The sequence below is a fragment of the Rheinheimera sp. WS51 genome (genome assembly GCF_050936095.1).
GTDB lineage: Bacteria > Pseudomonadota > Gammaproteobacteria > Enterobacterales > Alteromonadaceae > Alishewanella.
The window spans coordinates 82,831-107,780 of sequence record NZ_JBOTRC010000004.1 but is presented as its reverse complement, the minus strand read 5'-3'; the positions used below and the strand labels follow the sequence as shown (position 1 = coordinate 107,780).

Genomic DNA, 24,950 nt, shown 5'->3' with positions numbered 1-24,950 from the left:
CTGCTAGTTAGACTTAGCGGACTGTTGTAACTGCCACATTCGGGCATATTCACCTTGTTGCTCTAATAACTGCTGATGATTACCTTGCTCGACAAGTTGACCTGATTTTAGCACTAGAATCATATCAGCATCAGTAATGGTAGATAATCGGTGGGCAATGACTAAGCTGGTATGATTACGAGCTAGGTCGCGCATGGCGCTAAGAATAGCTTGCTCTGCTGTGGAATCAAGTGCAGAGGTGGCTTCATCAAAGACAATAATAGGGGCGCGTTTTAAAATAGCTCTGGCAATAGCAATTCGCTGCTTTTCACCACCTGACACTTTTAAGCCTCGCTCACCAACTAAAGTTGCGTCACCTTGTGGCAAGCTAGTAATAAAATGGCGCAGATGGGCTAAATCAATTGCCTTATCAATTGCTTGCTCAGTAGCATCTGGTGCGCCATAACGAATATTGTCGCGAATACTAGTATTAAATAACACAGTATCTTGAGGCACTATTGCTATAGCTTGGCGTAGGCTCGATAGGCTGACAGTTTTAATATCCTGCTGATCGATATAAATCTGACCATTATCAATATCATAAAAGCGATAAAGCAAGCGGCTTATTGTACTTTTACCCGCACCGCTGGCACCGACAATAGCGATTTTATGGCCAGCTGGCACGGTAAAGCTTAAATTTTGTAAAATGGCTCTTTGGCTGTCATAGGCAAAGCTAACATTGTTAAACTGAATTTGTGCTTGGTTAATTACTAAATCTTTAGCATTATCAGCATCTTTAATCCTTGGTTTGCGTAATAGTAGCCCTAACATATTTTCTAAGTCAGTTAAGGCACGGCGAATTTCGCGATAAACAAAACCTAAAAAATTTAATGGAATAAATAGCTGAATAATATAAGCATTAACCATAATTAAGTCGCCTAATGTTAGTTGCTGCTTTACTACCTGATTTGCTGCAAGCCACATTAAGCTGGTAATTGCTGCTGCAATAATTAATGCTTGTCCTGAGTTAAGGGCTAATAAACTAAGTCGGTTTTTTAACCTAGCCTGTTCCCAGCGGGCTAAGAAGCTATCGTACGTATTCGCTTCATATTGTTCATTATTAAAATATTTAACCGTTTCATAATTAAGTAGGCTGTCGATAGCGCGGCTATTGGTTGTATTGTCGGCTTGGTTGGCCTCGCGAGTGTATTTGTTGCGCCACTCGGTGACGACTACAGTAAAGAAGATATAGACAGCCACTGCAAATAAAGTAATCAGGCTATATAGAGGCGAAAATAGCGTAGCAAAAATAATGGTTACTGCGGCAATTTCAAATAAGGTTGGCGCAATATTAAACATTAAAAAGCGCATTAAAAAACTCAGGCCGTTAGTACCACGCTCGATATCGCGACTAATACCACCTGTTTGCCGATCTAAATGAAAAGCTAATTCTAAACTGTGTAAGTGATTAAATACTTTTAAGCCTAATTGGCGCATGGCGTGTTCTGTAATACGGCCAAATAAAGCATCACGAACCTCACCAAAAAATATACCGGCAAAGCGCAAAAAGCCGTAGCCAATGAGTAAAGCTATAGGGACAACAAGAATTGCATTTTGTGCAGTATCTAGTGAGTCAACAATATGTTTTAACGCTAATGGCATCAGCAGTAGTGCAGACTTAGCTGCAATAAGAGCACAAATGGCTAGAATAACGCGGGCTTTAAACTGCCATAAATAAGGCCATAATAAAGCGAGTGTTTGCTTTAATGAAGTGGCATACGCCTGTCGAGTGGGCTGAGGTTGCTTAGCCGTGCGTCGCATACTGGCCATTGGCTATCCTATATTTTGCAGTTGAATGTTATATTGCTAATCGCTATTTAAGGTACGCGTAACAATAGATTACAGCAATAGTTAATTGCGTTAGCCGTGAGTTTAGTTAATAAAAAACGCTAGCCAATTGGCTAGCGTTTTTAACTGACGTCTCAACTTATCAGAGTTTAAGTCTACGCTACCTTATCGGTTTCATTAGCGCCTAAACCCTGTTGCGTTAAGTTTTTATCTGCAGCTAAATACTCTGGCTCAAAGTCATCTACGTTTATTGCAAATAAACGGCCCGTTTCGGCTGTACGCAAGACTTCAGCTTCAGTATTCGTAATAACACCAAGTTCTAAGCCTAAAGTTGCTACTTCATCTAAGCGGTAGAAAGGTAAGCGCTTACCGCTCGCTTTTGATACTTTATCAAAAATTGGCTCAGCAGCCAGGACGTCAAGCAGCACTTGTTCCATGCGGCCTAAAAGGTTTAACGGCTCATTTTTTAGGTACATATGATGACCTAAGCGAGAGCGGGCTTCGCTCGGTGTTTGCATAATACGAGAAACATCATGCTCCACTTTATCAGAAGGCTTACGTAAGGTTCGTCCCCAAGGGAAGACAATACGCTTTAATACAGCGGCAACAATACGGTTAGGGAAGTTATCAAATAATTCATTTAAAGCAAGCTGTGCTCTAGCCATATTATCTTCACATGCCCACTGCACTAAAGGTAAGTCTTCAACTCTACGGCCTTCGTCTTGATAACGTTTAAGTACGGTTGAGGTTAAATACAACATGCTTAACACATCACCTAAACGAGCAGAAATACGTTCACGACGTTTTAAGTCACCGCCAAGGGTTGCCATAGCAACGTCTGACATTAATGCTAATGATGCACTAAAACGGTTCATCTGTTTGTAGTATTTTGCTGTCGCATCATTGTAGGGGGCATGACTAAAGATACCGCCAGTTAAGGATAACCAGAAAGTACGGAAGAAGTTGCTGATTGCAAAACCAATATGGCCAAATAATGCTTTATCAAAAGCTGTAACTGCAGCGTTTTCATCTTCTAGTTGCGCGGCTTCTAACTCGGCTAATACATAAGGATGGCAACGGATAGCTCCTTGGCCATAGATAATCATATTGCGGGTTAAAATGTTTGCACCTTCAACGGTGATAGCAACTGGTGCACCTTGATAACCACGTGCTAAATAGTTATTTGGCCCCATACAGATACCTTTACCGCCGTGGATATCCATAGCATCCGTAATGGCTTGGCGCATTCGCTCTGTCATATGATATTTAGTTATAGCAGAGATAACAGAAGGTTTTTCGCCTAAATCAATAGCGCCAACCGACATCACTGTTGAGGCGTCTGCCATATAAGCATAGCCACCAATCCGAGCTAAAGACTCTTCAACACCTTCCATTTTACCAATAGGCAGCTTAAATTGACGACGAATACGTGAATATGCACCTGTAGCTAAAGCAACGGCTTTAATGCCACCTGTACTGTTTGAAGGTAAGGTAATAGCACGGCCAACGGATAAACATTCAACTAACATGCGCCAACCTTGGCCTGCCATCTCCACACCACCAATAATATAATCAAGCGGTACAAAGATATTTTCACCTTGGGTAGGGCCATTTTGGAAAGGCACGTTTAATGGAAAATGGCGACGCCCAATTTTTACGCCGTCAGTATCAGTAGGAATTAACGCACAGGTAATCCCTAAGTCTGTTTTTTCACCGATTAATTGCTCAGGATCGTAAAGTTTAAAGGCTAAGCCTAATACGGTTGCTATAGGTGCAAGCGTAATATAACGCTTATTCCAAGTTAACCGCATACCAATAACTTCTTTGCCTTGCCATTCGCCTTTACAAATAATACCTGTATCAGGAATAGCGCCGGCATCAGAACCCGCTTCAGGGCTAGTTAGGGCAAAACAAGGTACTTCTAAGCCTTTGGCTAAGCGAGGCAAGTAATGATTCTTTTGCGCGTCGGTACCATAATGTTGTAACAATTCACCAGGGCCTAAAGAGTTAGGAACACCAACAACACTAGATAATACCATGCTCTTACTTGTTAGCTTTTGTAGCACGCAAGATTGAGCATAGGCAGAAAACTCTAAACCACCGTATTCTTTTTTAATGATCATGGCAAAGAAACCGTGATCTTTAAGGTATTGATATACTTCAGGCGTTAGATCTGTGCGCTCATGAGTGATATGCCAGTCATCAACCATAGCCAGTAACTCTTCAACTGGACCGTCTAAAAAGGCTTGTTCTTCAGCACTTAAACGCGGCTTAGGAAAGTTGTGCATTTTATGCCAATCAGGGTTACCACGGAATAAATCGCTTTCCCACCAAGTTGTACCTGCGTCAATGGCCTCACTTTCTGTTCTAGACATTTCAGGCATTATTTTGCGGTATAACCCCAGTAGCGGCTTGGTTAAATATTGTTGTCTAATAGAAGCAATATTTAGCGGCAAGGCTATAACAGCAAAGATTAGCCAAGGCACTATACCAATAATGTCTAATAGGCTACCAACGAAAAGAACTGCGGCTATGGCTGCAGTAAAGAGGGTTAAACTGGCACGGTTATATGCCAGTACGGCAATTGCAGCTATAAGCGCCACAGTTAAAATAACAGCATTCATCACTTTCTCCTGATTAGAGGTCTGACCACTATCTGGTAAGAGTAATTGGCTTTTGCAAAACTTGCAATAGCTAAGTCGTAGAAGTTTGCTAATAGTCTGTTGTTATTGTGCTGTTAAATTACAGCTAGACGAACTAAGCATAGCTATAGAGTCTATGTCTTGCTAAGTAATAAGGTTTTTATTGTATTTTTAAGACAAACCAACCGGAATAGCTGGGAAGGTATCCGGTTGGTTTTAAGGGAGTACTAAGAAGGAAGCTGACTATTAATGTGTTTCATCTAGGGTTAGTTTATGCAGTTGCACATCAAACTGTTCAACATTGTCTTCACCGCGCCATAAGCGAACTAACATATAGTTTAAATCAGGTGCGACCCAAGCATAAATTTGTTTATCACTATCTGCGTCATCTTCTACTCTGGCTATTCTCAGGGTGCGAATATTGCCATAAGGCAAAGGCAATAGCTCTTCTGCAATAACTTTATAATGGTAAACTTTTGGATTACCATTTTTATTTAACACAGTGTAGCTAAATTCAGTTTTTCCAGCTTGTAAATCTAGGCTTAGCTGCAACTGATAGCTAATTAAGTCTAAAATATCATCCTGCCAGACTAAGGGTTTTAACTGGCGCTTTTTACCGACTCTTAATTGTTTGTTCGCTTGATCAATATGTAACTCATAATGTCTATTTGGACCGGTGCCTGAGCGCTTCATCGTATATAAGCTAGGCTTAATTTGGTTATTTTCAATAGTAAAATGCGATGTCTCGCTACGTTTATCTGAAAACACTAACCAGCTAATATCGCTGCTGTAACCGAACTCATATTCGGTTCCATTTTGTTTTAAATAACGTTGGGCTTCACCGTGTTTATCACCAGCGCGGTAGACAATATAATCAGCAGTGAAGCTGGTTAAATTTGCCGCAGTTGCTGGTAAGGCGAAAACTGTCGTTAACAGTAAAAATGACGCCAATTGGCGCCATTTAGATTTAGTCATCATCATTGGCATACCCATTAGTCGTGAGTAAATTACCATCTAACCATGCCTGATCTGCTCGTTGCTGTAAACGATTTTGACAAAACCATTTAATCACCAGAGGATAAACTCGATACTCTTGCTCATGCACTCGCTCTGCTAAGCTTGAAATATCGTCATCGGTAAAAACAGGTACTTTAGCCTGTAAAATTACCGGTCCACCATCTAATTGCTCTGTAACAAAATGCACACTGCAACCATGCTCAGTATCTTTGGCCTCAATTGCCCGTTTATGGGTATGTAACCCTGGATATTTTGGCAAAAGCGACGGATGGATATTAAGTAATCTACCGTTAAAATGTTTAACAAAGGCTGGCGTTAATATACGCATAAAACCTGCTAGTACGACAAGATCAGGCTGGTATTGTTCAATACTTTGAATAAGCTTTTGATCATAGCTTTCTCTGTTTATGGCACCAACATGGCTTAAAACTTCGGTTGCAATGCCCGCATTGCTAGCGCGCGTTAAGCCGTAAGCATCGGCTTTATTAGCAATAACCGCAGTAACTTTGCCAGGGATATTGCCATTACTGCAGGCATCAATAATTGCCTGCAGATTAGTGCCATTACCAGAAATCAGTACAACTATTGATTTCATCTTTTGCCTTATTCTTTAATGATTACTAATTCATCATCTGCAGCAGCGGCTTGAATTTCACCAAGGTGCCATGCTGTTTCGCCTGCAGCAGTTAATGATTCTAAGGCTGTGTTCAATTGTTCGGCTGGTACAACAACTATCATGCCCACACCGCAGTTAAAGGTGCGATACATCTCATGGTCGCTGATATTACCTTGCTGTTGTAACCAGTTGAATATGGCAGGCCATTGCCAGCTGTTGCCTTCAATAACGGCTTTAGTGTTTTCTGGTAATACACGCGGAATATTTTCCCAAAAACCACCCCCTGTAATATGACATAAAGCATGTACAGGAAGCTGCTTAATTAGCTGTAGAATGTTTTTAACATAGATACGAGTAGGTTCAAGCAAATGATCTGCAATGGTTTTGCCTTCTAGCTCAGTTTCTGGGCTTTGGCCACTGACTTCTAATACTTTGCGCACTAATGAAAAGCCATTAGAGTGGGGGCCTGATGAGGCTAAAGCGATAAGTTGATCACCCGCTTTAACTTTAGTGCCATCGATAATATCTGCTTTTTCAACAACACCAACACAGAAACCGGCGATATCATAATCTTCGCCATGGTACATGCCCGGCATTTCCGCCGTTTCACCGCCTACTAAGGCACAGCCTGATTGGAAACAGCCTTCAGCTATACCATTAACGACCGCAGAAGCAGTATCCACGTCTAATTTACCCGTCGCATAATAGTCTAGGAAAAATAAGGGTTCAGCGCCTTGTACTATTAAATCGTTTACGCACATGGCAACTAAATCAATGCCTACGCCGTCGTGACGTTTTAAATCCATCGCTAAGCGTAATTTAGTACCCACACCATCGGTGCCTGATACTAATACCGGCTCTTTGTATCCGGCAGGAATTTGGCATAAGGCACCAAAACCGCCTAAGCCACCCATAACCTCAGGGCGACGGGTGCGTTTTACCGCCCCTTTAATGCGATCAACTAAGGCGTTGCCTGCGTCAATATCTACTCCGGCGTCTTTGTAGCTTAAAGATGTTTTTTGCTCGCTCACGGCTGTCCTCGAATGGCTAAAAGTGAAAAGTATAAAATTGTGGCTATTTTACCTGTATAAAGGCGAAGACAAAAGCTTTACTGCAGAGCATTTGTCATAGCTTGCATGACATAATCATAAACACTAATGCTATTGTCATGAGTTAATTTATGGTAACAGACTGATGCGAAAGGGAATTCTTTATCAGCCAGTTGAATATATATAAAAGGGGCATCGCTATTTGTTTCATTATTAGCCCAGCTACCGCCGACGTTGGTAATAAAAGCTTCGCCAATATAGGCACCAAAAATATTACTAATAGTAAATAACACCTCGGCAGAATGCGCTTTGATAAGTTGTTGCTGGTGCAACTTGGCTAAAATGGTGTCAACTTGTTGTAAGCTTTCTATACTGTTATCAAGCTGTATTTGATGTTCTTGCTGGCTATAAGTGACCGCATCTTTTGCTGCCTCTTGCATAAGTTGTCTTAAATCAGAGTTTTGCATCATATCCCCAAATGGTTGCTGGTCTTGCTTATTAAAATTAAATATTGGCGGTAATAACAGCACGTAAAGGTGCAGGGTAGCCTTCTATGGTCTTACTATGATCATTTGGATCCAGAAAATCAATGAGACTTTCATTATCCATCCATGCTGTTTTACGCTGTTCTTCTAGTGTAGTTTGATTAATATCCACTAGTTTTACATTTTTAAAGCCTAGACGCTCTAACCAGAGTGTCAAAGCGGCACAGCTGGGAATAAACCAGACATTACGCATTTTTGCATAGCGATCAGTTGGCACTAATACCGTATTTTCATCACCTTCAATCACTAAGGTTTCTAACACTAACTCGCCACCAGGTCGCAGTTGTTGTTTTAATTGCTGCAAAAAGTCTAATGGTGAGCGGCGGTGATATAACACCCCCATAGAAAATACAGTATCAAATTGCTGCAAGGCAGGCATATCATCAATACCAATAGGGAGCAGATTAATTTTAGGATCAGGATTAAAATGTTTAATGGCATTAAATTGAGCATAAAATAATTGAGAGGGGTCAATACCCACTACAAATTCTGCTTCTTCGCCAAGCATGCGCCATAAATGATAACCACTGCCGCAGCCAACATCTAATACGTAGCGATGCTTTAATGGTGCAATATGCGGCAAAATACGTTGCCATTTAAAGTCAGAGCGCCATTCGGTATCTAGTTCTATGCCATGGATAGAAAAAGGACCTTTACGCCAAGGCTTTAACTGCTCAAATACATACTGAATGCGTTGCATTTGGCCTGGCGCTAAATCGTCAGAGCAACCAAAGGTGACACTGTCTTTAATATTAAGGTTAGAAGGTGTCGTTTCTGGAAGTTGGGCTAAGGCTTTTTGCCATTGCTTAAAATCACCGTGTAATGCCTGTTTAGCCCAAAGTGCTAACTGTGCAGGCAGGGTGTCTAGCCAAGGTGCTAAGCGATTAGTTGCTATCTGTGCATAAAAGGCATTAAAGTTTATCATTATCAACCTTAAGATTTAATTGCTAGCATAGAGCAAAAGTTAAAGCATTGAAACCAAACGGTATGTTGGCTAAATCCTGCTTGGCTTAAGCGGCTAGCATGTTGTTGCAAAGTATCAGGTTGCATCACATTTTCCAGCGCTGTGCGCTTTTGGCTCACTTCTAGTTCGCTATAACCATTAGCGCGTTTGAAATCATGGTGTAAGTCAATTAATAATTCGTTTTCAGTGTTGTGAGGATGAATAAACTTTTCCGATAAGATTAATAAACCGCCAGGTTTTAAACCCGCATAAATTTGTTGTATTAACTGATCACGATCAGCTTTAGGTAAAAACTGCAGTGTAAAATTAATTACTACAACAGCGGCATTGCTGATGTTAAGTTTACGAATATCTGCTAACTGTACTTCAACTGGCACATCGGACCGAAATGATTGTATATGACGCTCACAACGTTCAACCATGGCGTTACTATTATCAACCGCAATAATCTTACAATTATCTACAGACAAATTACGGCGCATCGCTAAAGTTGCAGCGCCTAATGAGCAGCCTAGATCATAATAATGACTATTAGATTGTTGAAACTTAGCCGTTAATTTACCAATGGTTTGGATAATAGTGTGATAACCCGGTACTGATCGCTGAATCATATCGGGAAATACGTCTGCGACTTGATCATCAAAGCAAAAATCTTGGATCTTGCCTAGCGGCTCCGCATAAATAGAATCTTTTTGCATAGTATTTTGCAGCTCTTTTTGCATAGTAAAAGCGAATAACTAAAGTATATTTTTGCTAAGTTTACCTTAAATTGGCGCTGTGCGGATACTAAAGTCGGGCATTTACCGCTATTGTTCTTAACTAATAGCGCGATAATGCTAAAAGACAGAATCATAATAAGGTTGTTCAATGGTTGCTGGCTTGACCAAATGTTAAAACACAGGTCATACTAAGTGTCGGATTACAAAGTTGTAGGTAATAATGAAACAGGGATTTTCGACATTACTTTCTTTGCTACTTTTGTTTGCGCTAACCCGTGCTCAGGCAGCTTTACCCTCGTCGTTAAAAATTGCTATTAGCGATAATACCTACCCTTATATGTTTATTAATCAACAAGGCCAGCCGGATGGACTAGTAGTTGATTATTGGCAACAAATTGCAAAGCAACAAAATCTAAATATTGAATTTATAGCGGCTAATTGGCCTACTACGTTAGAGATGCTAGAGCTGGGTAAGGTTGATATACATGGTGCCTTGGCCTCAACACCTGAGCGCGAACAACGGTATCAGATGGCTAAAATCGGCGTAAATATTTACAATAATATTTTTATTCAAAGGGATATGCCGCACTTTAAAAATATCTATGAATTAAAGCCATTAACCATAGGTGTTATTGAACGCTCTAGCCAAGTCTCTTTATTAAAAAAACTAATTCCTAATGTAAGCTTAGTTTATTACAGCGACACAAAAACGATGTACGATGCAGCTTTAAGAGGCGAATTATTTGCTTTTACTGCTTTAGATGCATTACCGTCAACATACCCCAATTTTAAGCAGTTAAATGCATTATTTCCGTTACATAAAAAAATGCCCATTGCGCAAATTGATTTAAATTTTGCCGTGTATAAAAATCCAACCTTGTACCAACAAATAAAGCATGCAACCGAACAAGTTGATGATGGCTATATTCAGCAATTAGAACATCGTTGGTTAAGTCTTAAGGTTAAGCAAGACTCATTATTATTAGGGGTACCCGTAAATAACCCGCCTTTTATGCATATTACGCCTGAAGGCGAAGCTAAGGGGTTAATTATTGAATTATGGCAGGCTTGGGCCAAAGAGATGGGAGTTAAAATTTCTTTTGTGCCGGACTCTTCTGCTAGTAGTGTTCGAAGCCTAGAGCAAGGCAGAATAGATGCTATTGTTGCTATGCCCGTTAATGAGTTTCTGCCTGAAACAATAGACAAGGCATATCACCTTTATAACTTTTATTCGACGCTATATTACCCAAAAAGCAGAGGGAAGTTAGAGCCAGATAGTTTAAAAAATCAAACGATAGCGGTGTTCGCTAATGCTCCTTATATCAATGAGTTAAAAGAAAAATACCCTCAAACAAATTTTAAGCTTTATAGTTCGCTAGCGGATACTTTAACTGCAGTATCACAGCAAGAAGTTTTTGGTTTTATTGGTAGCTCAGCAGTTATGCCGGTGCGATTTCAGCAATTAAATGAATTAGAAACTTATACTAGTTTTGACGACATTAGAATAGAAGGCGCACTTTACTCTTTAGCTTTAGCTGAAAACAAAGCACTGATAGATAAGATTAAACAAGGCTTTTCAAGCTTAAGTTTAACGCAGTTAGAAGCTATTGAGCAGCGTTGGTTAGGTGAGCCTGAGCGTTATTTTTCTAAGTTTAGGGATAAAATACCATTAACAGCAATAGAGCGTGACTGGTTAGAGGCGCACCAGCCAATTAGGCTTGGCATTGTTAAAGATTGGCCACCGTTAGAGTTTGTGGACAAAGCAGGCAAAGCGACCGGGATAACGGTTGATATTATTAATATTATAGCCAAACGGTTAGATGCTAAATTTGAAGTTAAAGTGTTCGATAACTTTGCTGACTTAAAACAAGCGTTACGGCAACAGCAAGTTGATTTAGCCGGGGGCCTTGCTAATAGAGCAGATGACAAAGAGATCCTATTAACTGATTCATATTGGTCTAGTCAGTGGGCAGTGATTAACAGTGTCGCTAGTGCCAATTACACAAATATTGCTCAGTTAAATAATAAAAAAGTGGCTGTATATAAAGATTATGCACTCACCTCAGAGTTACAAACTTCTATTGCTAAAGCTAATATCGTTCAAACAGAAAGCATTAAGCAGGGCGTTAATTTATTACAGCAAGGCGAGGTTGATGCCGTAATTGATACAGTAGAAGCGTCTGGACAGTTTTTACGCGATACGGGTTATGTTAATTTGCAAGTGCAGGTATTAGAGGGTATTTCTCATGACCCAACCTTATTTGGTATCAGGGCAGACTATCAACCATTAGTTACTATGCTAAATAAAGGCATTCGTAGTTTAGGTGATGAAGGTGAGAGTCAGATATATAAAAAGTGGTTTGATTTTCAAATTAATCAGGGCATGGATGCATCACAAATAACTCGGCTTATTTTGCAGTTTGGCGGAGCCGCTTTACTGATTATTATCTTCTTTGTTTTTTGGAATATGTCACTAAGAAAAGAGGTAAGCTTACGTAGTCAAGCTGAAGAAAAGATGCGCTTTATGGCAACGCATGACGATTTAACGCAATTACCGAATAGAAGCTTACTAAAAGAGCGGTTAGAACAAGCCTTGTTACAGCATGCAAGACACAATGAAATGCTCGCTTTACTGTTTATAGACCTTGATGGTTTTAAAGATATCAATGATAAATATGGTCATGATGTAGGAGATGAGCTTTTAGAGAACCTAGTAACAATATTGCAATCTGCAGTAAGAAAAAGTGACACCGTCTCGCGATTTGGCGGTGATGAGTTTGTCTTATTGCTAACAGGCTTACTGCATCGTAACGATGCGGCTATTGTAGCTGAAAAAGTGTTACAGCAACTAGAAAATGAAATAGTCCTGTCGGTAGGCTCTATTACTATTGGAGCTAGTATTGGTATTGCTATTTACCCTGATGATGGCACCCAGAGTGATAAGTTATTAAAAGTTGCTGATAACCTAATGTATAGGGTTAAGCAGCAAGAAAAAAATCAATATTGCTTTAGTAAAATGGGGAATTAATAAGCTAGCAGTGACATTGACCCTAAAATCTCTATATAATCAGCCGTTATTTCTATGTCGCCGATTAGCAAGTTAGAGGAAGGTTTAATGCGTAGCCATTATTGCGGTTTATTAACTGCACAACATGCAGAACAACAAGTTTCACTTTGTGGTTGGGTTAACCGCCGCCGCGATTTAGGTGGGCTCATTTTCCTTGATCTGCGTGATCGTGAAGGATTAGTACAAGTTGTTTGTGATCCAGATTTAGCCGAGCTTTTTGAGGTTGCTTATACCTTACGTAATGAATTTTGTATTCAAGTTAAAGGCCAGGTGCGTTTACGCCCTGAATCACAAATTAATACCGATATGGCAACGGGTGAAGTTGAAGTTTATGCCAGTGAAGTTATTATTTTAAATAAAGCAGCGCCATCACCTTTAGATTCTAATCAAAATAATAGTGAAGAGCAGCGTTTAAAATACCGCTATTTAGATTTACGCCGCCCAGTTATGAGTGAGCGGTTAAAGTTTAGAGCCAAAGTCACTAGCTTTGTTCGAAATTATATGGACTCTAATGGCTTTTTAGATATTGAAACGCCTATTTTAACAAAAGCCACTCCGGAAGGTGCACGAGACTATCTAGTCCCAAGCCGGACCCATAAGGGCGAATTTTTTGCTCTGCCACAATCGCCACAATTATTTAAACAATTATTAATGATGTCTGGATTAGACCGTTATTATCAAATTGTAAAATGTTTCCGTGACGAAGACTTACGCGCTGATCGCCAGCCTGAGTTCACCCAAATAGATATCGAAACATCCTTTATGACTGCCGAGCAAGTAATGAACTTGACCGAAGACATGGTTCAGAAGATGTTTTTAACCTTATTAGAGGTCGACTTAGGTCAGTTTCCTCGCATGACTTATCATGATGCTATGCGTTTGTATGGTTCAGATAAGCCTGACTTACGTAACCCAATGCAATTGGTTGATATTGCAGATTTAGTTAAAGATGTAGAATTTAAAGTATTCTCTGGTCCTGCTAATGATGTCAAAGGCCGTGTTGTGGCTTTAAAAGTGCCTCAAGCTGCCGCTAAAGTGTCGCGTAAAGATATCGATGGTTATACTAGCTTTGTTGGTATTTATGGCGCTAAAGGCCTAGCTTGGTTGAAAGTGAATGATGTTAGCCAAGGTATTGAAGGTATTCAATCGCCGGTAGCGAAATTTTTAAACGCAGATATTGTTGCGGAAATTTTAAGCCGCAGCCAAGCTGAAAATGGCGATTTAATTTTATTCGGTGCTGATAACTATAATACCGTCTGTGAAGCCATGGGCGCATTGCGTTTAAAAATAGGTGAAGACTTAGCCATTACGCAAGCGGGCTGGAAGCCACTATGGGTGGTTGACTTCCCAATGTTTGAACAAGCTGACGATGGTAGCTATGCTGCTGTGCATCACCCTTTTACCGCACCAGTTGATAGCGAAAGCTTTTTAACTACGCCAAATGATCAACTGCAGCAAGGTAACTTATTATCTAACGCTTATGATATGGTATTAAATGGTACTGAGCTAGGTGGTGGGTCTGTACGTATTCATGACTCTAATGTACAAGCTAAAGTATTTAACTTATTAGGCATTAGCGATGAAGAAGCTAAAGAAAAATTTGGCTTCTTACTGGAAGCATTAAAATACGGCGCACCGCCTCATGCAGGTTTAGCTTTTGGTTTAGATCGCTTAGTGATGTTAATGACAGGTGCTACCTCAATTCGTGATGTTATGGCATTTCCTAAAACAGCAACAGCTGCTTGCCCGTTAACCGATGCGCCAGGTAGTGCAAATCCAGCTCAATTAGCAGAATTAAGCATTCAGGTGATTAAAAAAGCTTAATTAAGTTAGTTGCGTGCTCAGTTGTTACTGAGCAAAGTACTGACGCACTACATTATTTGCAAAACAGCGGCAGTTATTGACTGCCGTTTATCGTCTATAAGGAGTGATAAAATGGCCGGCCATAGTAAATGGGCGAACATGAAGCATCGCAAAGCCCGTCAGGATGCAAAGAAAAATAAAATCTTTACTAAAGTTATTCGCGAATTAACAGTCGCAGCCAAGCAAAACCCTGATCCCAGCATGAACCCTCGTTTACGGTTAGCGGTAGATAAAGCCTTATCTGAAAATATGACTCGAGACACGATAGACCGCGCCATTAAACGCGGAGCTGGAGCCAGTGAAGGCGAGAATTTTGAAGAGCTTGTCTATGAAGGTTATGGTCCTAATGGTGTGGCTATTATTGTCGAAACCATGACAGATAATCATAAACGTACCGTTGCAGAAGTGCGACATGCTTTTAGCAAAAATAGTGGCAGCTTAGGTACCTCTGGCTCAGTAGCCTACTTATTTACTCGCCTAGGTGTTTTAATGTTTGCACCAGATGTTGATGAAGATGCCTTAATGGAGGCGGCTTTAGACGCCGGAGCAGAAGATATTGCTACTGAAGATGATGGCAGTATAGAAGTGCTTACTCAGCCTGATAACTTTGCCGATGTTAAAGAAGCGCTAGTTAGTGCCGGCTTTACTGCCGAATCGGCTGAGGTGACTTTAGTGCCATCAGTTAGGGCTGAGGTAGAAGCCGCTAATGCCGCTGAGTTTTTTAAGCTTATTGATATGCTAGAAGACTCGGATGATGTGCAAAATGTTTATCATAACGCCGATATCAGCGAAGAGCTGATGGCAGAATTTGGTTAATTGTGAACATTATTCTGGGCATTGATCCGGGAAGTCGAATTACAGGTTATGGCGTTGTACGCCAAGCTGGCAACAAGTTTACTTATGTTGCCAGCGGCTGTATTCGTTTAAAAACCACAGATTTACTGCCTGAGCGCTTGCTGGATATCTTCAATGGCGTCACTGAAATTATTCAGCAAACTCAACCGACTATTTTTGCTATAGAACAAGTATTTATGGCCAGAAATGCCGATGCAGCATTAAAACTAGGCCAAGCAAGAGGGGCTGCGATTGTTGCAGCTAAACAGGCTGGGCTTGAGGTGTTTGAATATTCAGCAAGACAAGTTAAGCAAGCAGTGGTAGGTACAGGAGCTGCAGACAAGGCGCAGGTGCAGCATATGGTGCGCACCTTATTAAAACTGCCGGCAAATCCACAGGCCGATGCTGCTGATGCACTCGCGGTGGCAATGTGTCATGGCCATACTCAGCAAAGTTTAATTGGCTTAGCAGGGCAAGTGCGTAAAACGGTACGTGGTCGACTACAATAATTATTTGGCATAAGTAGGTAATATGATTGGAAGGTTAAGAGGCACTTTGTTAGAAAAACAAGCCCCTGATTTATTGATAGAAGTGGGCGGCGTCGGCTATGAAGTGCAAATGCCGTTAAACAGCTTTTATAACTTACCTGCCTTAGGCGCTGAAGCTATTATTTATACCCATTTTGTGGTGCGAGAAGATGCACAGCTGCTTTATGGCTTTATTAATGAAACTGAGCGCGCTTTATTTCGCCAGCTAATAAAAGCCAATGGTGTTGGCCCTAAATTAGCCTTAACTATTTTATCGGGCATGACAGCGCAGCAATTTGTGCGCTGTGTACAAATGGATGATATGACCACCTTAGTCAAATTACCGGGTGTCGGTAAAAAAACCGCAGAAAGATTAGTGGTAGAAATGCGCGATAGGCTGAAAAACTGGGGCGTGCCGCAATGTGCAGCGACAGATACTATGTTAGTAATTGATGATGAGGCGACATTTACCCGGCCGGTTAGTGCTGAAGATGACGCTATTAGTGCATTAGTCTCGCTAGGTTATAGCCAAGTGCAAGCAGCTAAAGCCATTAAAAAAGTGATAACGCCAGACATGAGCAGCGAGCAATTAATTAAAACCGCACTACGGAGTATGATTTAAGCCATGATAGAAGCTGATCGCCTAATTCAAACTACCGCAACACGCGAAGACGAGGCTATTGATCGCGCAATAAGGCCTAAATCGTTAGCCGACTATACCGGCCAAGAGCATGTATGCGAACAAATGGCGATATTTATTGAAGCGGCACGAGGTAGAGGCGATCCTTTAGATCACTTACTTATTTTTGGACCGCCGGGTTTAGGTAAAACAACCCTAGCCATGATAGTGGCGAATGAAATGGGCGTGAACATTAAAAACACCTCAGGACCCGTGTTAGAAAAAGCCGGTGATTTAGCGGCATTACTTACTAATCTTGAACCTAATGATGTGCTATTTATAGATGAAATTCACCGTTTAAGCCCCGTTGTTGAAGAAATATTGTATCCGGCGATGGAAGATTACCAGCTAGACATTATGATAGGGGAAGGCCCAGCGGCACGTTCAATTAAATTAGAACTGCCCCCTTTTACTCTTATTGGTGCAACAACGCGGGCGGGCGCCTTAACTTCACCGCTGCGAGATCGTTTTGGCATAGTGCAACGGCTGGAGTTTTATAAGGTTTCAGAGCTAACACAAATCATTTTGCGCTCGGCAGATTACTTAAATTTACAGCTAGATACCGCTGGCGCAACCGAAATAGCGCGTCGTTCACGTGGTACACCCCGTATAGCTAACCGCTTGCTACGCCGAGTGCGCGATTATGCCCAAGTAAAATCTAATGGCGAGGTTAGCGTTGAAATTGCCGGTAAAGCCTTACAAATGATCGATGTTGACTCAGAAGGTTTGGATTACATGGATCGAAAGCTATTACTTGCGATTATCGAGAAATTTGCAGGTGGCCCCGTGGGCTTAGACAACCTAGCCGCCGCCATAGGTGAAGAGAAAGATACAATTGAAGATGTTATAGAGCCTTTTTTAATTCAACAGGGCTTTATTCAACGCACCCCAAGGGGGCGGATCGCTTCACCAAGAGCCTATAGCCACTTCGGCTTTGATTTACCAAAGCCAACTTAAGCTTAAATTTAGTAAATTGCAGATAAAAAAAAGCCCACTAAATTAGTGGGCTAAAGCAACAAGTTGAAGCAAGGCTTCAAAAAATCCAGGGAACTTGTGAAACGTAACAAAACCTATTAGCAATAAGTCTTGTTATTAATGAACTTGGCTAAAATGTTTGAACTTAATCTTACATTCTGCGCTAGCTAAGAACAGGGATATCTTAAGTGAACTGAGTAATTACTTCAAACGAGAAAAATTGCCATCCACGCATTAGAAAAACTAATGTTAAATTGAATTTTAAACTTCGCTTCATTGCTCAGTTTATCGACAAAGTAAGCTTAATAAGCTTTATTCATCTAACGTTAAGCTAAACAATACGATATTAGCAATATTACTATTTGTTGGGCAAGCTGGCGCAAGTCGATTGATCTTAGTCAGTTGTGGTTTGGTCGCAGTTTAGCTGCTAAAGATAATAATAGACGTTAACGTAAAGCGGCAGAACCTAGTTTAAAATGCAAGTGGTAATAAAGAATAAATATAGTTACTAGTTTAGTGGTTTGCTAATTGAGTTAACCTTACAGCTTACATATTATATGCAACAAAAAGCGAACTGACATGTCTAATGCAACCTTTTCATTCCCCATTCGAGTTTATTACGAAGATACCGATGCTGGGGGAATTGTATATTATGCTAACTATCTAAAGTTCTTTGAGCGAGCCAGAACCGAGTGGTTAAGGGCCTTAGGTATAGAGCAAGATTTTTTGCTAGCTAAAGATGTCGCATTTGTTGTTAGGCAAGTGATGATGGATAATACTAAAGCCGCTAAATTTAATGAGTTATTGACGGTGCAGAGTCAAATTAGTAGTTTAAAGCGCGCTAGTATATTGTTTAAGCAAGAAATCGTTAATCAGGTTGGACAGCGTGTTTGTTCAGCAGAAATTAAAGTCGCCTGTATATCATTGCAGGAAATGAAAGCCCGAGCAATTCCGGCAGAAGTGACAGAGGTGTTAAAAGGTGTCAGGTGAAATTTCAATTTTAAGTTTATTAATTGAGGCGAGTTTAGTTGTTCAATTAGTAATGATTGTTTTGTTAGCGATGTCGATTATGTCGTGGGCCATGATTATACGTCGTCGTAAAATTTTAACTAATGCCTTAGTTGATGCCAAAAAATTTGAAGACAAATTTTGGTCAGGTATTGACCTGTCAAAACTTTACAATGAGGTTAACGCACGGGCTAATGTCACCGGTATTGAGGCTTTATTTAAAGCTGGTTTTAAAGAGTTTGCTCGGTTGCATAAGTCGAATAGTAAGCAGTCTGTTGCTGTAATGGAAGGCACGCAACGAGCGATGCGAGTTGGTTTATCGCGTGAAGTTGAGCGTTTAGAAACTAACTTACCGTTTTTAGCAACAGTGGGCTCTATTAGTCCATATATTGGTTTGTTTGGTACCGTTTGGGGCATTATGAACTCTTTTATCGCCCTAGGAGCCGTTGAGCAGGCAACCTTATCAATGGTCGCGCCAGGTATAGCTGAAGCGCTTATTGCAACTGCAATTGGTTTATTTGCGGCTATTCCTGCTGTTATTGCGTTTAATAAATTCTCTCATCAAGTCGAAGTGCTGGAATCGCATTATGCTAACTTTGCCGAAGAGTTCTCTAATATTTTAAATCGCCAAGCGATGGTAAGTAATGGAGACAATAGTTAATGTACGTGCGGAAAAAGCGCCGGTTAAAAGCTGAGATTAACGTTGTACCTTATATAGACGTTATGTTGGTGCTGTTAGTCATCTTTATGGTCACGACGCCACTTATTACACAAGGGGTAAAGGTTGAGTTACCAAAGTCAGCTGCTGAGCCGATCAAGCAAATGAAAGACGGTAAAACACCCTTAGTAGCAACAGTAGATAGAGATGGCCTTTACTACTTTGAAAAAGACAGCAAGCAACAAGGTCCTTTTACTGCCGAGCAGTTAGTTGTGGAAGTAGCGAGTTGGTTAACGATAGAGCCTGGCACTCAAGTGATTGTTAAGGGTGATGGTAATGTTAACTATAACTCAGTAATACGGTTAATTAATATCTTAAAGCAAGCGGGTGCGCCATCGGTGGGCTTAATGACTGATAATGTGGACGCGAAATAATATGCTAAATAAAATAGACCCTGCACTGGCAAAGTCGCTAGGACTGCACTTGGTCTGTATTATTCTACTGGTTTGGGGGGCAGATTTCTCATCTAAACCTGAAGTTGTTAATGTTAGGCTAGACACCTTGGCTGAAGATCAGGCACCGGTAGCGGCTGTTGCGATAGACGCTGATGCTTTAGAGCAGCGTGTAGCACAAATTGAGCAAGAAAAAGCCAATGAAAAAGCGAAAGAAGAAAGACGTATTCGTGATTTGGAGCGTCGCGCTCAATTAGCTGAAAAAAACAGAGCTGATGAAGAAGCCAGATTAAAACAAGTAGCAGAGCAAAAGCGTAAAGCAGATGCAGAAGCAAAAGCGGCACAAGTTGCGGCAGCTAACGCGAAAAAACAACAGCAAGAAGAAGCAGAAAAAGCAAAACTAGCTGAACAAGCTAGAATAGAAAAAGAGCAAGAGCGTAAAAAGGCTGAAGCAGCAGCTAAAGCCGCTGCAGAGAAACGAAAACAAGAGCAAGAAGCTCTAGAAAAACAACGCCAAGAACGAGCAAGAAAAGAAGCCGAAGCTAAACGTCAGGCCGAGCAGGAACGTTTGATGCAAGAGCAGCTAGCAAAAGAAGCCAGCGCAAGAGCAGCAGCACGTTCGCGCCAAGCAGCAACTGAAGTTGAGCGTTATAAAGCTTTAATCTCTAATACAGTGAATCAGAATCTGTATAAAGATGAAAGCATGCGAGGTAAGTCTTGCTCAATTAATATTAGGCTAGCAACAACCGGTTTTGTAACAAGCACCAATGTTCTAGGTGGAGATAGAGTAGTGTGTGATGCTGCAGTTAGAGCCCTGAATCGGATTAATAAGTTACCAATGTCATCAGATCCAGATGTATATAAAGAGCTAAAAGATATTACTTTAAGAGTGGAGCCTGAATTTTGAGCAAGTTGAATTTTTTTCGTGTTGTATTAACGGTTTTAGCCATAGCAGTTAGTGGTTCAGCTAAGGCATCATTAGAAATTGTTATTACCGGTGGTTTAGACTCTGGTCGGCCTATCGCCATTGTGCCTTTTACCTTTAATGGCACTACTATGCCAAGCGATCGTTTAGATGAAATTATTTCTGCCGATTTAATGCGTAGTGGCAAATTTAGCCCTTTAGCTAGCATAAAAATGCCACAAAGACCGGCTAATATTGATCAAATTGATTATGCGGCTTGGGCACGTGAAGGCGTAGAAGCGATAGTTGTAGGTAAAGTAACCCAAAGCGGGAGTGACCGTTACACTGTTAGTTTTGAACTTATAGATGTGTTAAAAGGCAGCAATGGTTTAAATAAAAAAATGCTTAATGCAGGCAGGTTAGTATTGAGCCAAGATCATATTCTTGATAGTCGTGAAACAACAATCACCGCCAGTCAATTTCGTCAGTATGGTCATAGAATAAGCGATATTGTTTATGAGAAACTGACCGGTGAACGAGGCGCTTTTTTAACTAAAATTGCTTATGTATTAGTTAACCCAGAAAATGAGTTTTCTCATCAATTGATTGTTGCTGACTATGATGGTGCCAATGAGCAAGTGTTATTGCGTTCTAAAGAGCCGTTAATGTCGCCAACTTGGTCACCGGATGGCACTAAATTAGCTTATGTCACTTTTGAAAAGCGTCAATCGCAAATTTATATTCAAGATATCTATACAGGCCAACGTAGTATGTTAAGCAGTACACCGGGTATAAATGGTGCACCCGTGTGGTCACCAGACGGTAAACGAATGGCGATGGTATTATCTAAAGATGGTAATCCAGAAATTTACGTAATGGATATTGCGACTAAAGCCTTAACTCGGGTTACTAATCATCGCGCTATCGATACTGAACCTTCTTGGTCGCCGGACAGCAAAGAGTTATTGTTTAGTTCGGAGCGAGGTGGTAATCCCCAACTTTATAGCGTAAATTTATTAACGAATAAAATAAGAAGAATCACTTTTGAAGGTGAGATGAATCTAGCAGGATCTTTTACTGACGGCGGTAAGTCGATAGTAATGGTAAATCGTACCAGAGGGTTATACAACATCGCTAAAATGGACTTACAAACCCGATTTTTGCAAGTGTTAACTCGGACAACACTGGATGAATCACCAAGTGTGGCACCAAATGGTTCTATGATTATCTATAGTACTATGCATGGTTCAACACAGGTGTTAGCACTGGTTTCTATGGATGGTCGCTTTAAAGCTCGGTTACCGGCGGTAGAAGGCGCAGTTAAATCGCCGTCGTGGTCGCCATATTTATAATAATAATAGTTACAATTACTACACAAAGGACAATATCATGAAATTGAATAACGTGTTAAAAAGTTTATTAGTTGCATTACCAGTGCTGACTATGGCCGCTTGTAGCTCTACTTCTAGCGTTGATGAATCAGCGGCTAGCACAAGTGCTAATACGCAACAGCAACAACAGCAAGAAGTTGTTCAAGTTGAAACCGCAGCACCGGTAGTTTCACCTGCAGAACAAATGCGTAAAAAGTTAGATGCATTACGCCAAGAAAGCGTGATTTACTTTGACTTTGACCGCGCGACTATCCGTCCAGAGTTTGTTGAAACACTACAAGCACATGCTAGCTTTTTAACAGCTAACCCAAGTGTACGTGTTACTATTGAAGGCCATTCTGATGAGCGTGGCACGCCAGAGTACAACATTGCTTTAGGTGAGCGCCGTGCTTTAGCTGTAGTACAATACTTACAAAACTTAGGTGTTTCAGGCGGCCAAGTTTCAACAGTAAGCTACGGCGAAGAAAAGCCATTAGATCGTTCACGTACGGAAGCAGGCTTTGCTAAAAACCGCCGTGCAGTGTTAGTCTACTAATAACCTAAATTATTATAACGACTCGCATGAAAGCTAAATATACCTTGTTAGCAGCATTAGTACTGGCACATGCCAGTGCTAATGCCAATCCCGCCCCGGTAACGGATATAAATTTAAACCGTTCTAGTACAATGAACAATAATACACAATCTGTGTCTAGCGGTAGTCTAGAACAACGGCTAGCCATGCTGGAGCGTATTGTTGAAGCTCGATCTAATGGTCAAATACGGATGCAGCAACAGTTGCAAATGTTACTTGATGAAGTGAGTGAGCTGCGTGGTGTTACAGAAACCCATGCTTATAAATTAGAAGAAATTCTGCAACGTCAACGAGATATTTACCAAGAAATCGATCGTCGCGTATCAGAAGTGCAGCAGTCGACAGCAAATACTCAATATAGTACTGACACTGAACAAGCAACGACTGAAACCGCTTATTCTACTGATGTGACTGAAAACCAAGCATACGATAAAGCGGTTAATATGGTTTTAAAAGACCGTCGTTACGATGCTGCTATTCCAGAGTTTGAAGATTTTATTCGTAATTACCCTAATTCAACCTATGCAGCTAATGCGCATTTTTGGTTAGGCCAATTATTGTTTAATAAAAATGAATTAGCCAAAGCAAAAACTCAATTTGAGCGTGTTGTGAGTGTCTTCCCAAGGTCAACTAAAGTGGCTGATGCCTTATTAAAGTTAGGCCAGGTAGCGGAGCGTGAAAATGATAATACTATGGCTAAAAAGTATTATCAGCAGTTAATTAATCAATTTAAATCGGGGACTACAGTTAAACTGGCCCAAGATCGGCTAAACGCGATGAAGTAGTCCAAATTAGCTTAGTGCTAAAGCGGGTTTAATAAATTAATTAAGCCCTTTTTAGCGCTAGCTAAATTTTTTGCAAAAGCAAAAGCAAAAGCGTTATTCTTTTAGTCTGTTTTAGTTAATATTCCTGCTTAACGCTGGGATTTTGAGCAGTTAAACTATTTTAGCGTTATTTTTTCCAGTTTTTTCTTGCACTGAGTCAGTAAATCAGTAAGATATGCGTCCGCGGTAAGGGTCATTAGCTCAGCTGGTAGAGCAGTGGACTTTTAATCCATTGGTCGATGGTTCGAATCCATCATGACCCACCATTACTGCACAAACATTGATATCGAAATGGGTCATTAGCTCAGCTGGTAGAGCAGTGGACTTTTAATCCATTGGTCGATGGTTCGAATCCATCATGACCCACCATTTCGATAACCCTGTTTGGGTCATTAGCTCAGCTGGTAGAGCAGTGGACTTTTAATCCATTGGTCGATGGTTCGAATCCATCATGACCCACCATCTTTTTTCTTTCCTGCATGGGTCATTAGCTCAGCTGGTAGAGCAGTGGACTTTTAATCCATTGGTCGATGGTTCGAATCCATCATGACCCACCATGCATCCTTATCTACTGTCTTTTATTATTGCAAGTCGCTATAATAGCCAGCATTAAAATAGTCATCAATATAGAGTTAGCCCTATGGAACAATCGTCGTATTTCACAGAGCGTGATTTTATTTTTCCTGCAAAACCAAAGCCGCTAAATAGCGATGAAAAGCTTGCGTACAAAGAACGCATTAAAACCTTATTGCAGCAAAAAGATGCGGTTTTAGTTGCGCATTATTATACTGATCCTGAAATTCAGGCGTTAGCCGAAGAAACCGGCGGCTGTGTTTCAGACTCGCTAGAAATGGCACGTTTTGGTAATGAACACCCCGCTAGCACCTTAATTGTCGCTGGTGTTAAGTTTATGGGTGAAACTGCAAAAATATTAACGCCAAACAAAACGGTGTTAATGCCAACTCTTGAGGCTAACTGTTCGCTAGACTTAGGTTGCCCAGCTAAACCGTTTTCAGACTTTTGTGATCAACACCCAGATCGCGTGGTGGTTGTTTATGCCAATACGTCAGCAGCCGTAAAAGCACGTGCAGACTGGGTAGTCACCTCGTCTATCGCCTTAGATGTTGTAGATTACATAGATAGCCAAGGCAAAAAAATTATCTGGGGACCAGATAAGCATTTAGGCCATTATGTGCAAAAGCAAACAGGCGCTGACATGTTGTTATGGGACGCCGCTTGTATTGTGCATGATGAATTCAAAGCCAATGCGCTTATAGAGCTTAAAAAGCAGTATCCTGAAGCGGCGGTGCTTGTTCACCCTGAATCGCCTGACAACGTGGTACAGTTAGCAGATGCGGTAGGTTCAACTAGCCAATTAATTAAAGCTAGCCAAACTTTACCTAACGACATGTTTATTGTGGCAACCGACAAAGGCATTTTCTACAAAATGCAGCAACAAATGCCGAATAAAACCTTTATCGAAGCCCCAACCGGTGGCAACGGCGCAACATGCCGTAGCTGTGCTCACTGCCCGTGGATGGCAATGAACGGCTTAAAGTCAATTGAATCAGCTTTAGTAGACGCAACCGGACATGAAATCTTTGTCGATGCCGATATTCGAGAAAAAGCCTTAGTGCCGTTAAACCGGATGTTAAACTTTGCTAAAGAGTTAAACATGAAAGTAAAAGGCAACGCTTAATCTTAATTAATAGTAATCAAAGCCACACCTAAAGCTAAACGTATAAAAACGCTGAAAAAGCCAGCACTAGTACGCTTTTTCAGCCGGTTAAACCGGATAATACTTGCAGCAACAAC

22 protein-coding genes and 4 tRNA genes are annotated in these 24,950 nt (G+C 40.9%); 18 read left to right on the top strand and 8 right to left on the bottom strand.

Translation table 11 applies throughout. The annotated features are described in order from the left end of the window. Positions 1 to 3 precede the first annotated feature (3 nt). The 8 genes from ACRCA4_RS07345 to cmoA all read right to left on the bottom strand — a co-directional run bounded on the left by ACRCA4_RS07345 (position 4) and on the right by cmoA (position 9,358). Positions 4 to 1,809, bottom strand: coding sequence for an ABCB family ABC transporter ATP-binding protein/permease (locus tag ACRCA4_RS07345; protein WP_433186286.1), 1,806 nt, complete (start codon positions 1,807 to 1,809; stop codon positions 4 to 6). A gap of 173 nt (positions 1,810 to 1,982) precedes the next feature. Beyond that, on the bottom strand, positions 1,983 to 4,451 hold the full coding sequence (gene fadE, locus ACRCA4_RS07340) for an acyl-CoA dehydrogenase FadE (RefSeq protein ID WP_433186283.1): 2,469 nt from the start codon (positions 4,449 to 4,451) through the stop codon (positions 1,983 to 1,985). Between the two features lie 264 nt (positions 4,452 to 4,715). Beyond that, a complete protein-coding gene (locus ACRCA4_RS07335; RefSeq protein WP_433186280.1) occupies positions 4,716 to 5,450 on the bottom strand; it encodes a DUF3108 domain-containing protein in 735 nt (244 codons plus the stop codon). Next, positions 5,437 to 6,081 carry a phosphoribosylglycinamide formyltransferase gene (purN, locus tag ACRCA4_RS07330; RefSeq protein ID WP_433186277.1) on the bottom strand — a complete coding sequence of 215 codons (645 nt, stop codon included), beginning with the start codon at positions 6,079 to 6,081 and terminating at the stop codon, positions 5,437 to 5,439. Before purN ends, ACRCA4_RS07335 begins: the two co-directional genes overlap by 14 nt. 8 nt (positions 6,082 to 6,089) lie before the next feature. Next, positions 6,090 to 7,133, bottom strand: coding sequence for a phosphoribosylformylglycinamidine cyclo-ligase (gene purM, locus ACRCA4_RS07325; protein WP_433186274.1), 1,044 nt, complete (start codon positions 7,131 to 7,133; stop codon positions 6,090 to 6,092). Positions 7,134 to 7,210: 77 nt separating this feature from the next. Continuing rightward, positions 7,211 to 7,618, bottom strand: a complete 408-nt coding sequence (locus ACRCA4_RS07320; RefSeq protein WP_433186271.1) for a hypothetical protein — start codon at positions 7,616 to 7,618, stop codon at positions 7,211 to 7,213. Between the two features lie 37 nt (positions 7,619 to 7,655). After that, complete coding sequence (cmoB, locus tag ACRCA4_RS07315; RefSeq protein ID WP_433186268.1) at positions 7,656 to 8,621, bottom strand: tRNA 5-methoxyuridine(34)/uridine 5-oxyacetic acid(34) synthase CmoB; 966 nt, start codon at positions 8,619 to 8,621, stop codon at positions 7,656 to 7,658. 8 nt (positions 8,622 to 8,629) lie between these two features. Then, positions 8,630 to 9,358 (bottom strand): carboxy-S-adenosyl-L-methionine synthase CmoA, encoded by a 729-nt coding sequence (gene cmoA / locus ACRCA4_RS07310; RefSeq protein WP_433186265.1) that lies wholly within the window; start codon positions 9,356 to 9,358, stop codon positions 8,630 to 8,632. A gap of 241 nt (positions 9,359 to 9,599) precedes the next feature. Here cmoA and ACRCA4_RS07305 point away from each other — a divergent pair, with 241 nt between their 5' ends. From ACRCA4_RS07305 to nadA, 18 genes are all read left to right on the top strand, one after another. Beyond that, a complete protein-coding gene (locus tag ACRCA4_RS07305) occupies positions 9,600 to 12,407 on the top strand; it encodes a transporter substrate-binding domain-containing protein (RefSeq protein WP_433186262.1) in 2,808 nt (935 codons plus the stop codon). Positions 12,408 to 12,494: 87 nt separating this feature from the next. Next, a complete protein-coding gene (gene aspS / locus ACRCA4_RS07300; RefSeq protein ID WP_433186259.1) occupies positions 12,495 to 14,270 on the top strand; it encodes an aspartate--tRNA ligase in 1,776 nt (591 codons plus the stop codon). A gap of 111 nt (positions 14,271 to 14,381) precedes the next feature. Continuing rightward, on the top strand, positions 14,382 to 15,125 hold the full coding sequence (locus ACRCA4_RS07295) for a YebC/PmpR family DNA-binding transcriptional regulator (RefSeq protein WP_433186256.1): 744 nt from the start codon (positions 14,382 to 14,384) through the stop codon (positions 15,123 to 15,125). Between the two features lie 2 nt (positions 15,126 to 15,127). After that, positions 15,128 to 15,652, top strand: coding sequence for a crossover junction endodeoxyribonuclease RuvC (gene ruvC / locus ACRCA4_RS07290; protein WP_433186253.1), 525 nt, complete (start codon positions 15,128 to 15,130; stop codon positions 15,650 to 15,652). 22 nt (positions 15,653 to 15,674) lie between these two features. Continuing rightward, a complete protein-coding gene (gene ruvA / locus ACRCA4_RS07285; protein WP_433186251.1) occupies positions 15,675 to 16,292 on the top strand; it encodes a Holliday junction branch migration protein RuvA in 618 nt (205 codons plus the stop codon). A gap of 3 nt (positions 16,293 to 16,295) precedes the next feature. Then, positions 16,296 to 17,306 carry a Holliday junction branch migration DNA helicase RuvB gene (gene ruvB / locus ACRCA4_RS07280; protein ID WP_433186249.1) on the top strand — a complete coding sequence of 337 codons (1,011 nt, stop codon included), beginning with the start codon at positions 16,296 to 16,298 and terminating at the stop codon, positions 17,304 to 17,306. Between the two features lie 597 nt (positions 17,307 to 17,903). Then, positions 17,904 to 18,314 (top strand): tol-pal system-associated acyl-CoA thioesterase, encoded by a 411-nt coding sequence (ybgC, locus tag ACRCA4_RS07275; RefSeq protein WP_433186246.1) that lies wholly within the window; start codon positions 17,904 to 17,906, stop codon positions 18,312 to 18,314. Beyond that, positions 18,304 to 18,993, top strand: a complete 690-nt coding sequence (gene tolQ / locus ACRCA4_RS07270) for a protein TolQ (protein WP_433186243.1) — start codon at positions 18,304 to 18,306, stop codon at positions 18,991 to 18,993. The genes ybgC and tolQ overlap by 11 nt, the downstream gene beginning before the upstream one ends. After that, positions 18,993 to 19,424 (top strand): protein TolR, encoded by a 432-nt coding sequence (gene tolR, locus ACRCA4_RS07265; RefSeq protein WP_433186240.1) that lies wholly within the window; start codon positions 18,993 to 18,995, stop codon positions 19,422 to 19,424. The genes tolQ and tolR overlap by 1 nt, the downstream gene beginning before the upstream one ends. Before the next feature lies 1 nt (position 19,425). Beyond that, the gene (tolA, locus tag ACRCA4_RS07260) at positions 19,426 to 20,349 is read left to right on the top strand and encodes a cell envelope integrity protein TolA (protein WP_433186237.1); all 924 of its coding nucleotides are present in this window, start codon (positions 19,426 to 19,428) and stop codon (positions 20,347 to 20,349) included. Continuing rightward, on the top strand, positions 20,346 to 21,698 hold the full coding sequence (gene tolB, locus ACRCA4_RS07255) for a Tol-Pal system beta propeller repeat protein TolB (protein ID WP_433186234.1): 1,353 nt from the start codon (positions 20,346 to 20,348) through the stop codon (positions 21,696 to 21,698). Before tolA ends, tolB begins: the two co-directional genes overlap by 4 nt. A gap of 37 nt (positions 21,699 to 21,735) precedes the next feature. Beyond that, positions 21,736 to 22,272: a peptidoglycan-associated lipoprotein Pal gene (gene pal, locus ACRCA4_RS07250; RefSeq protein ID WP_433186231.1), complete on the top strand. Its 537-nt coding sequence runs from the start codon at positions 21,736 to 21,738 to the stop codon at positions 22,270 to 22,272. A gap of 26 nt (positions 22,273 to 22,298) precedes the next feature. Beyond that, a complete protein-coding gene (gene ybgF / locus ACRCA4_RS07245; protein WP_433186229.1) occupies positions 22,299 to 23,096 on the top strand; it encodes a tol-pal system protein YbgF in 798 nt (265 codons plus the stop codon). A 229-nt stretch (positions 23,097 to 23,325) separates the two neighbouring features. Next, a tRNA-Lys gene (locus tag ACRCA4_RS07240) sits at positions 23,326 to 23,401 on the top strand. A gap of 27 nt (positions 23,402 to 23,428) precedes the next feature. Then, positions 23,429 to 23,504, top strand: a tRNA-Lys gene (locus ACRCA4_RS07235). A gap of 17 nt (positions 23,505 to 23,521) precedes the next feature. Next, positions 23,522 to 23,597, top strand: a tRNA-Lys gene (locus ACRCA4_RS07230). A 19-nt stretch (positions 23,598 to 23,616) separates the two neighbouring features. Beyond that, positions 23,617 to 23,692 (top strand) — tRNA-Lys (locus tag ACRCA4_RS07225). An 83-nt stretch (positions 23,693 to 23,775) separates the two neighbouring features. Continuing rightward, positions 23,776 to 24,834, top strand: coding sequence for a quinolinate synthase NadA (nadA, locus tag ACRCA4_RS07220; protein ID WP_433186226.1), 1,059 nt, complete (start codon positions 23,776 to 23,778; stop codon positions 24,832 to 24,834). Positions 24,835 to 24,950: the final 116 nt, after the last annotated feature.

What these genes read in the sequence shown, in the direction of transcription:
- ybgF (WP_433186229.1), top strand. Translation starts at nt 22,299, where the DNA reads ATGAAAGCTAAATATACCTTGTTAGCAGCATTAGTACTGGCACATGCC.
- tolA (WP_433186237.1), top strand. Translation starts at nt 19,426, where the DNA reads ATGCTAAATAAAATAGACCCTGCACTGGCAAAGTCGCTAGGACTGCAC.
- tolR (WP_433186240.1), top strand. Translation starts at nt 18,993, where the DNA reads ATGTACGTGCGGAAAAAGCGCCGGTTAAAAGCTGAGATTAACGTTGTA.
- ACRCA4_RS07335 (WP_433186280.1), bottom strand. Translation starts at nt 5,450, where the DNA reads ATGATGATGACTAAATCTAAATGGCGCCAATTGGCGTCATTTTTACTG.
- purN (WP_433186277.1), bottom strand. Translation starts at nt 6,081, where the DNA reads ATGAAATCAATAGTTGTACTGATTTCTGGTAATGGCACTAATCTGCAG.
- nadA (WP_433186226.1), top strand. Translation starts at nt 23,776, where the DNA reads ATGGAACAATCGTCGTATTTCACAGAGCGTGATTTTATTTTTCCTGCA.
- ruvB (WP_433186249.1), top strand. Translation starts at nt 16,296, where the DNA reads ATGATAGAAGCTGATCGCCTAATTCAAACTACCGCAACACGCGAAGAC.
- cmoA (WP_433186265.1), bottom strand. Translation starts at nt 9,358, where the DNA reads ATGCAAAAAGATTCTATTTATGCGGAGCCGCTAGGCAAGATCCAAGAT.
- cmoB (WP_433186268.1), bottom strand. Translation starts at nt 8,621, where the DNA reads ATGATAAACTTTAATGCCTTTTATGCACAGATAGCAACTAATCGCTTA.
- aspS (WP_433186259.1), top strand. Translation starts at nt 12,495, where the DNA reads ATGCGTAGCCATTATTGCGGTTTATTAACTGCACAACATGCAGAACAA.
- pal (WP_433186231.1), top strand. Translation starts at nt 21,736, where the DNA reads ATGAAATTGAATAACGTGTTAAAAAGTTTATTAGTTGCATTACCAGTG.
- ACRCA4_RS07345 (WP_433186286.1), bottom strand. Translation starts at nt 1,809, where the DNA reads ATGGCCAGTATGCGACGCACGGCTAAGCAACCTCAGCCCACTCGACAG.
- ACRCA4_RS07320 (WP_433186271.1), bottom strand. Translation starts at nt 7,618, where the DNA reads ATGCAAAACTCTGATTTAAGACAACTTATGCAAGAGGCAGCAAAAGAT.
- ybgC (WP_433186246.1), top strand. Translation starts at nt 17,904, where the DNA reads ATGTCTAATGCAACCTTTTCATTCCCCATTCGAGTTTATTACGAAGAT.
- ruvA (WP_433186251.1), top strand. Translation starts at nt 15,675, where the DNA reads ATGATTGGAAGGTTAAGAGGCACTTTGTTAGAAAAACAAGCCCCTGAT.
- fadE (WP_433186283.1), bottom strand. Translation starts at nt 4,451, where the DNA reads ATGAATGCTGTTATTTTAACTGTGGCGCTTATAGCTGCAATTGCCGTA.
- ACRCA4_RS07295 (WP_433186256.1), top strand. Translation starts at nt 14,382, where the DNA reads ATGGCCGGCCATAGTAAATGGGCGAACATGAAGCATCGCAAAGCCCGT.
- ACRCA4_RS07305 (WP_433186262.1), top strand. Translation starts at nt 9,600, where the DNA reads ATGAAACAGGGATTTTCGACATTACTTTCTTTGCTACTTTTGTTTGCG.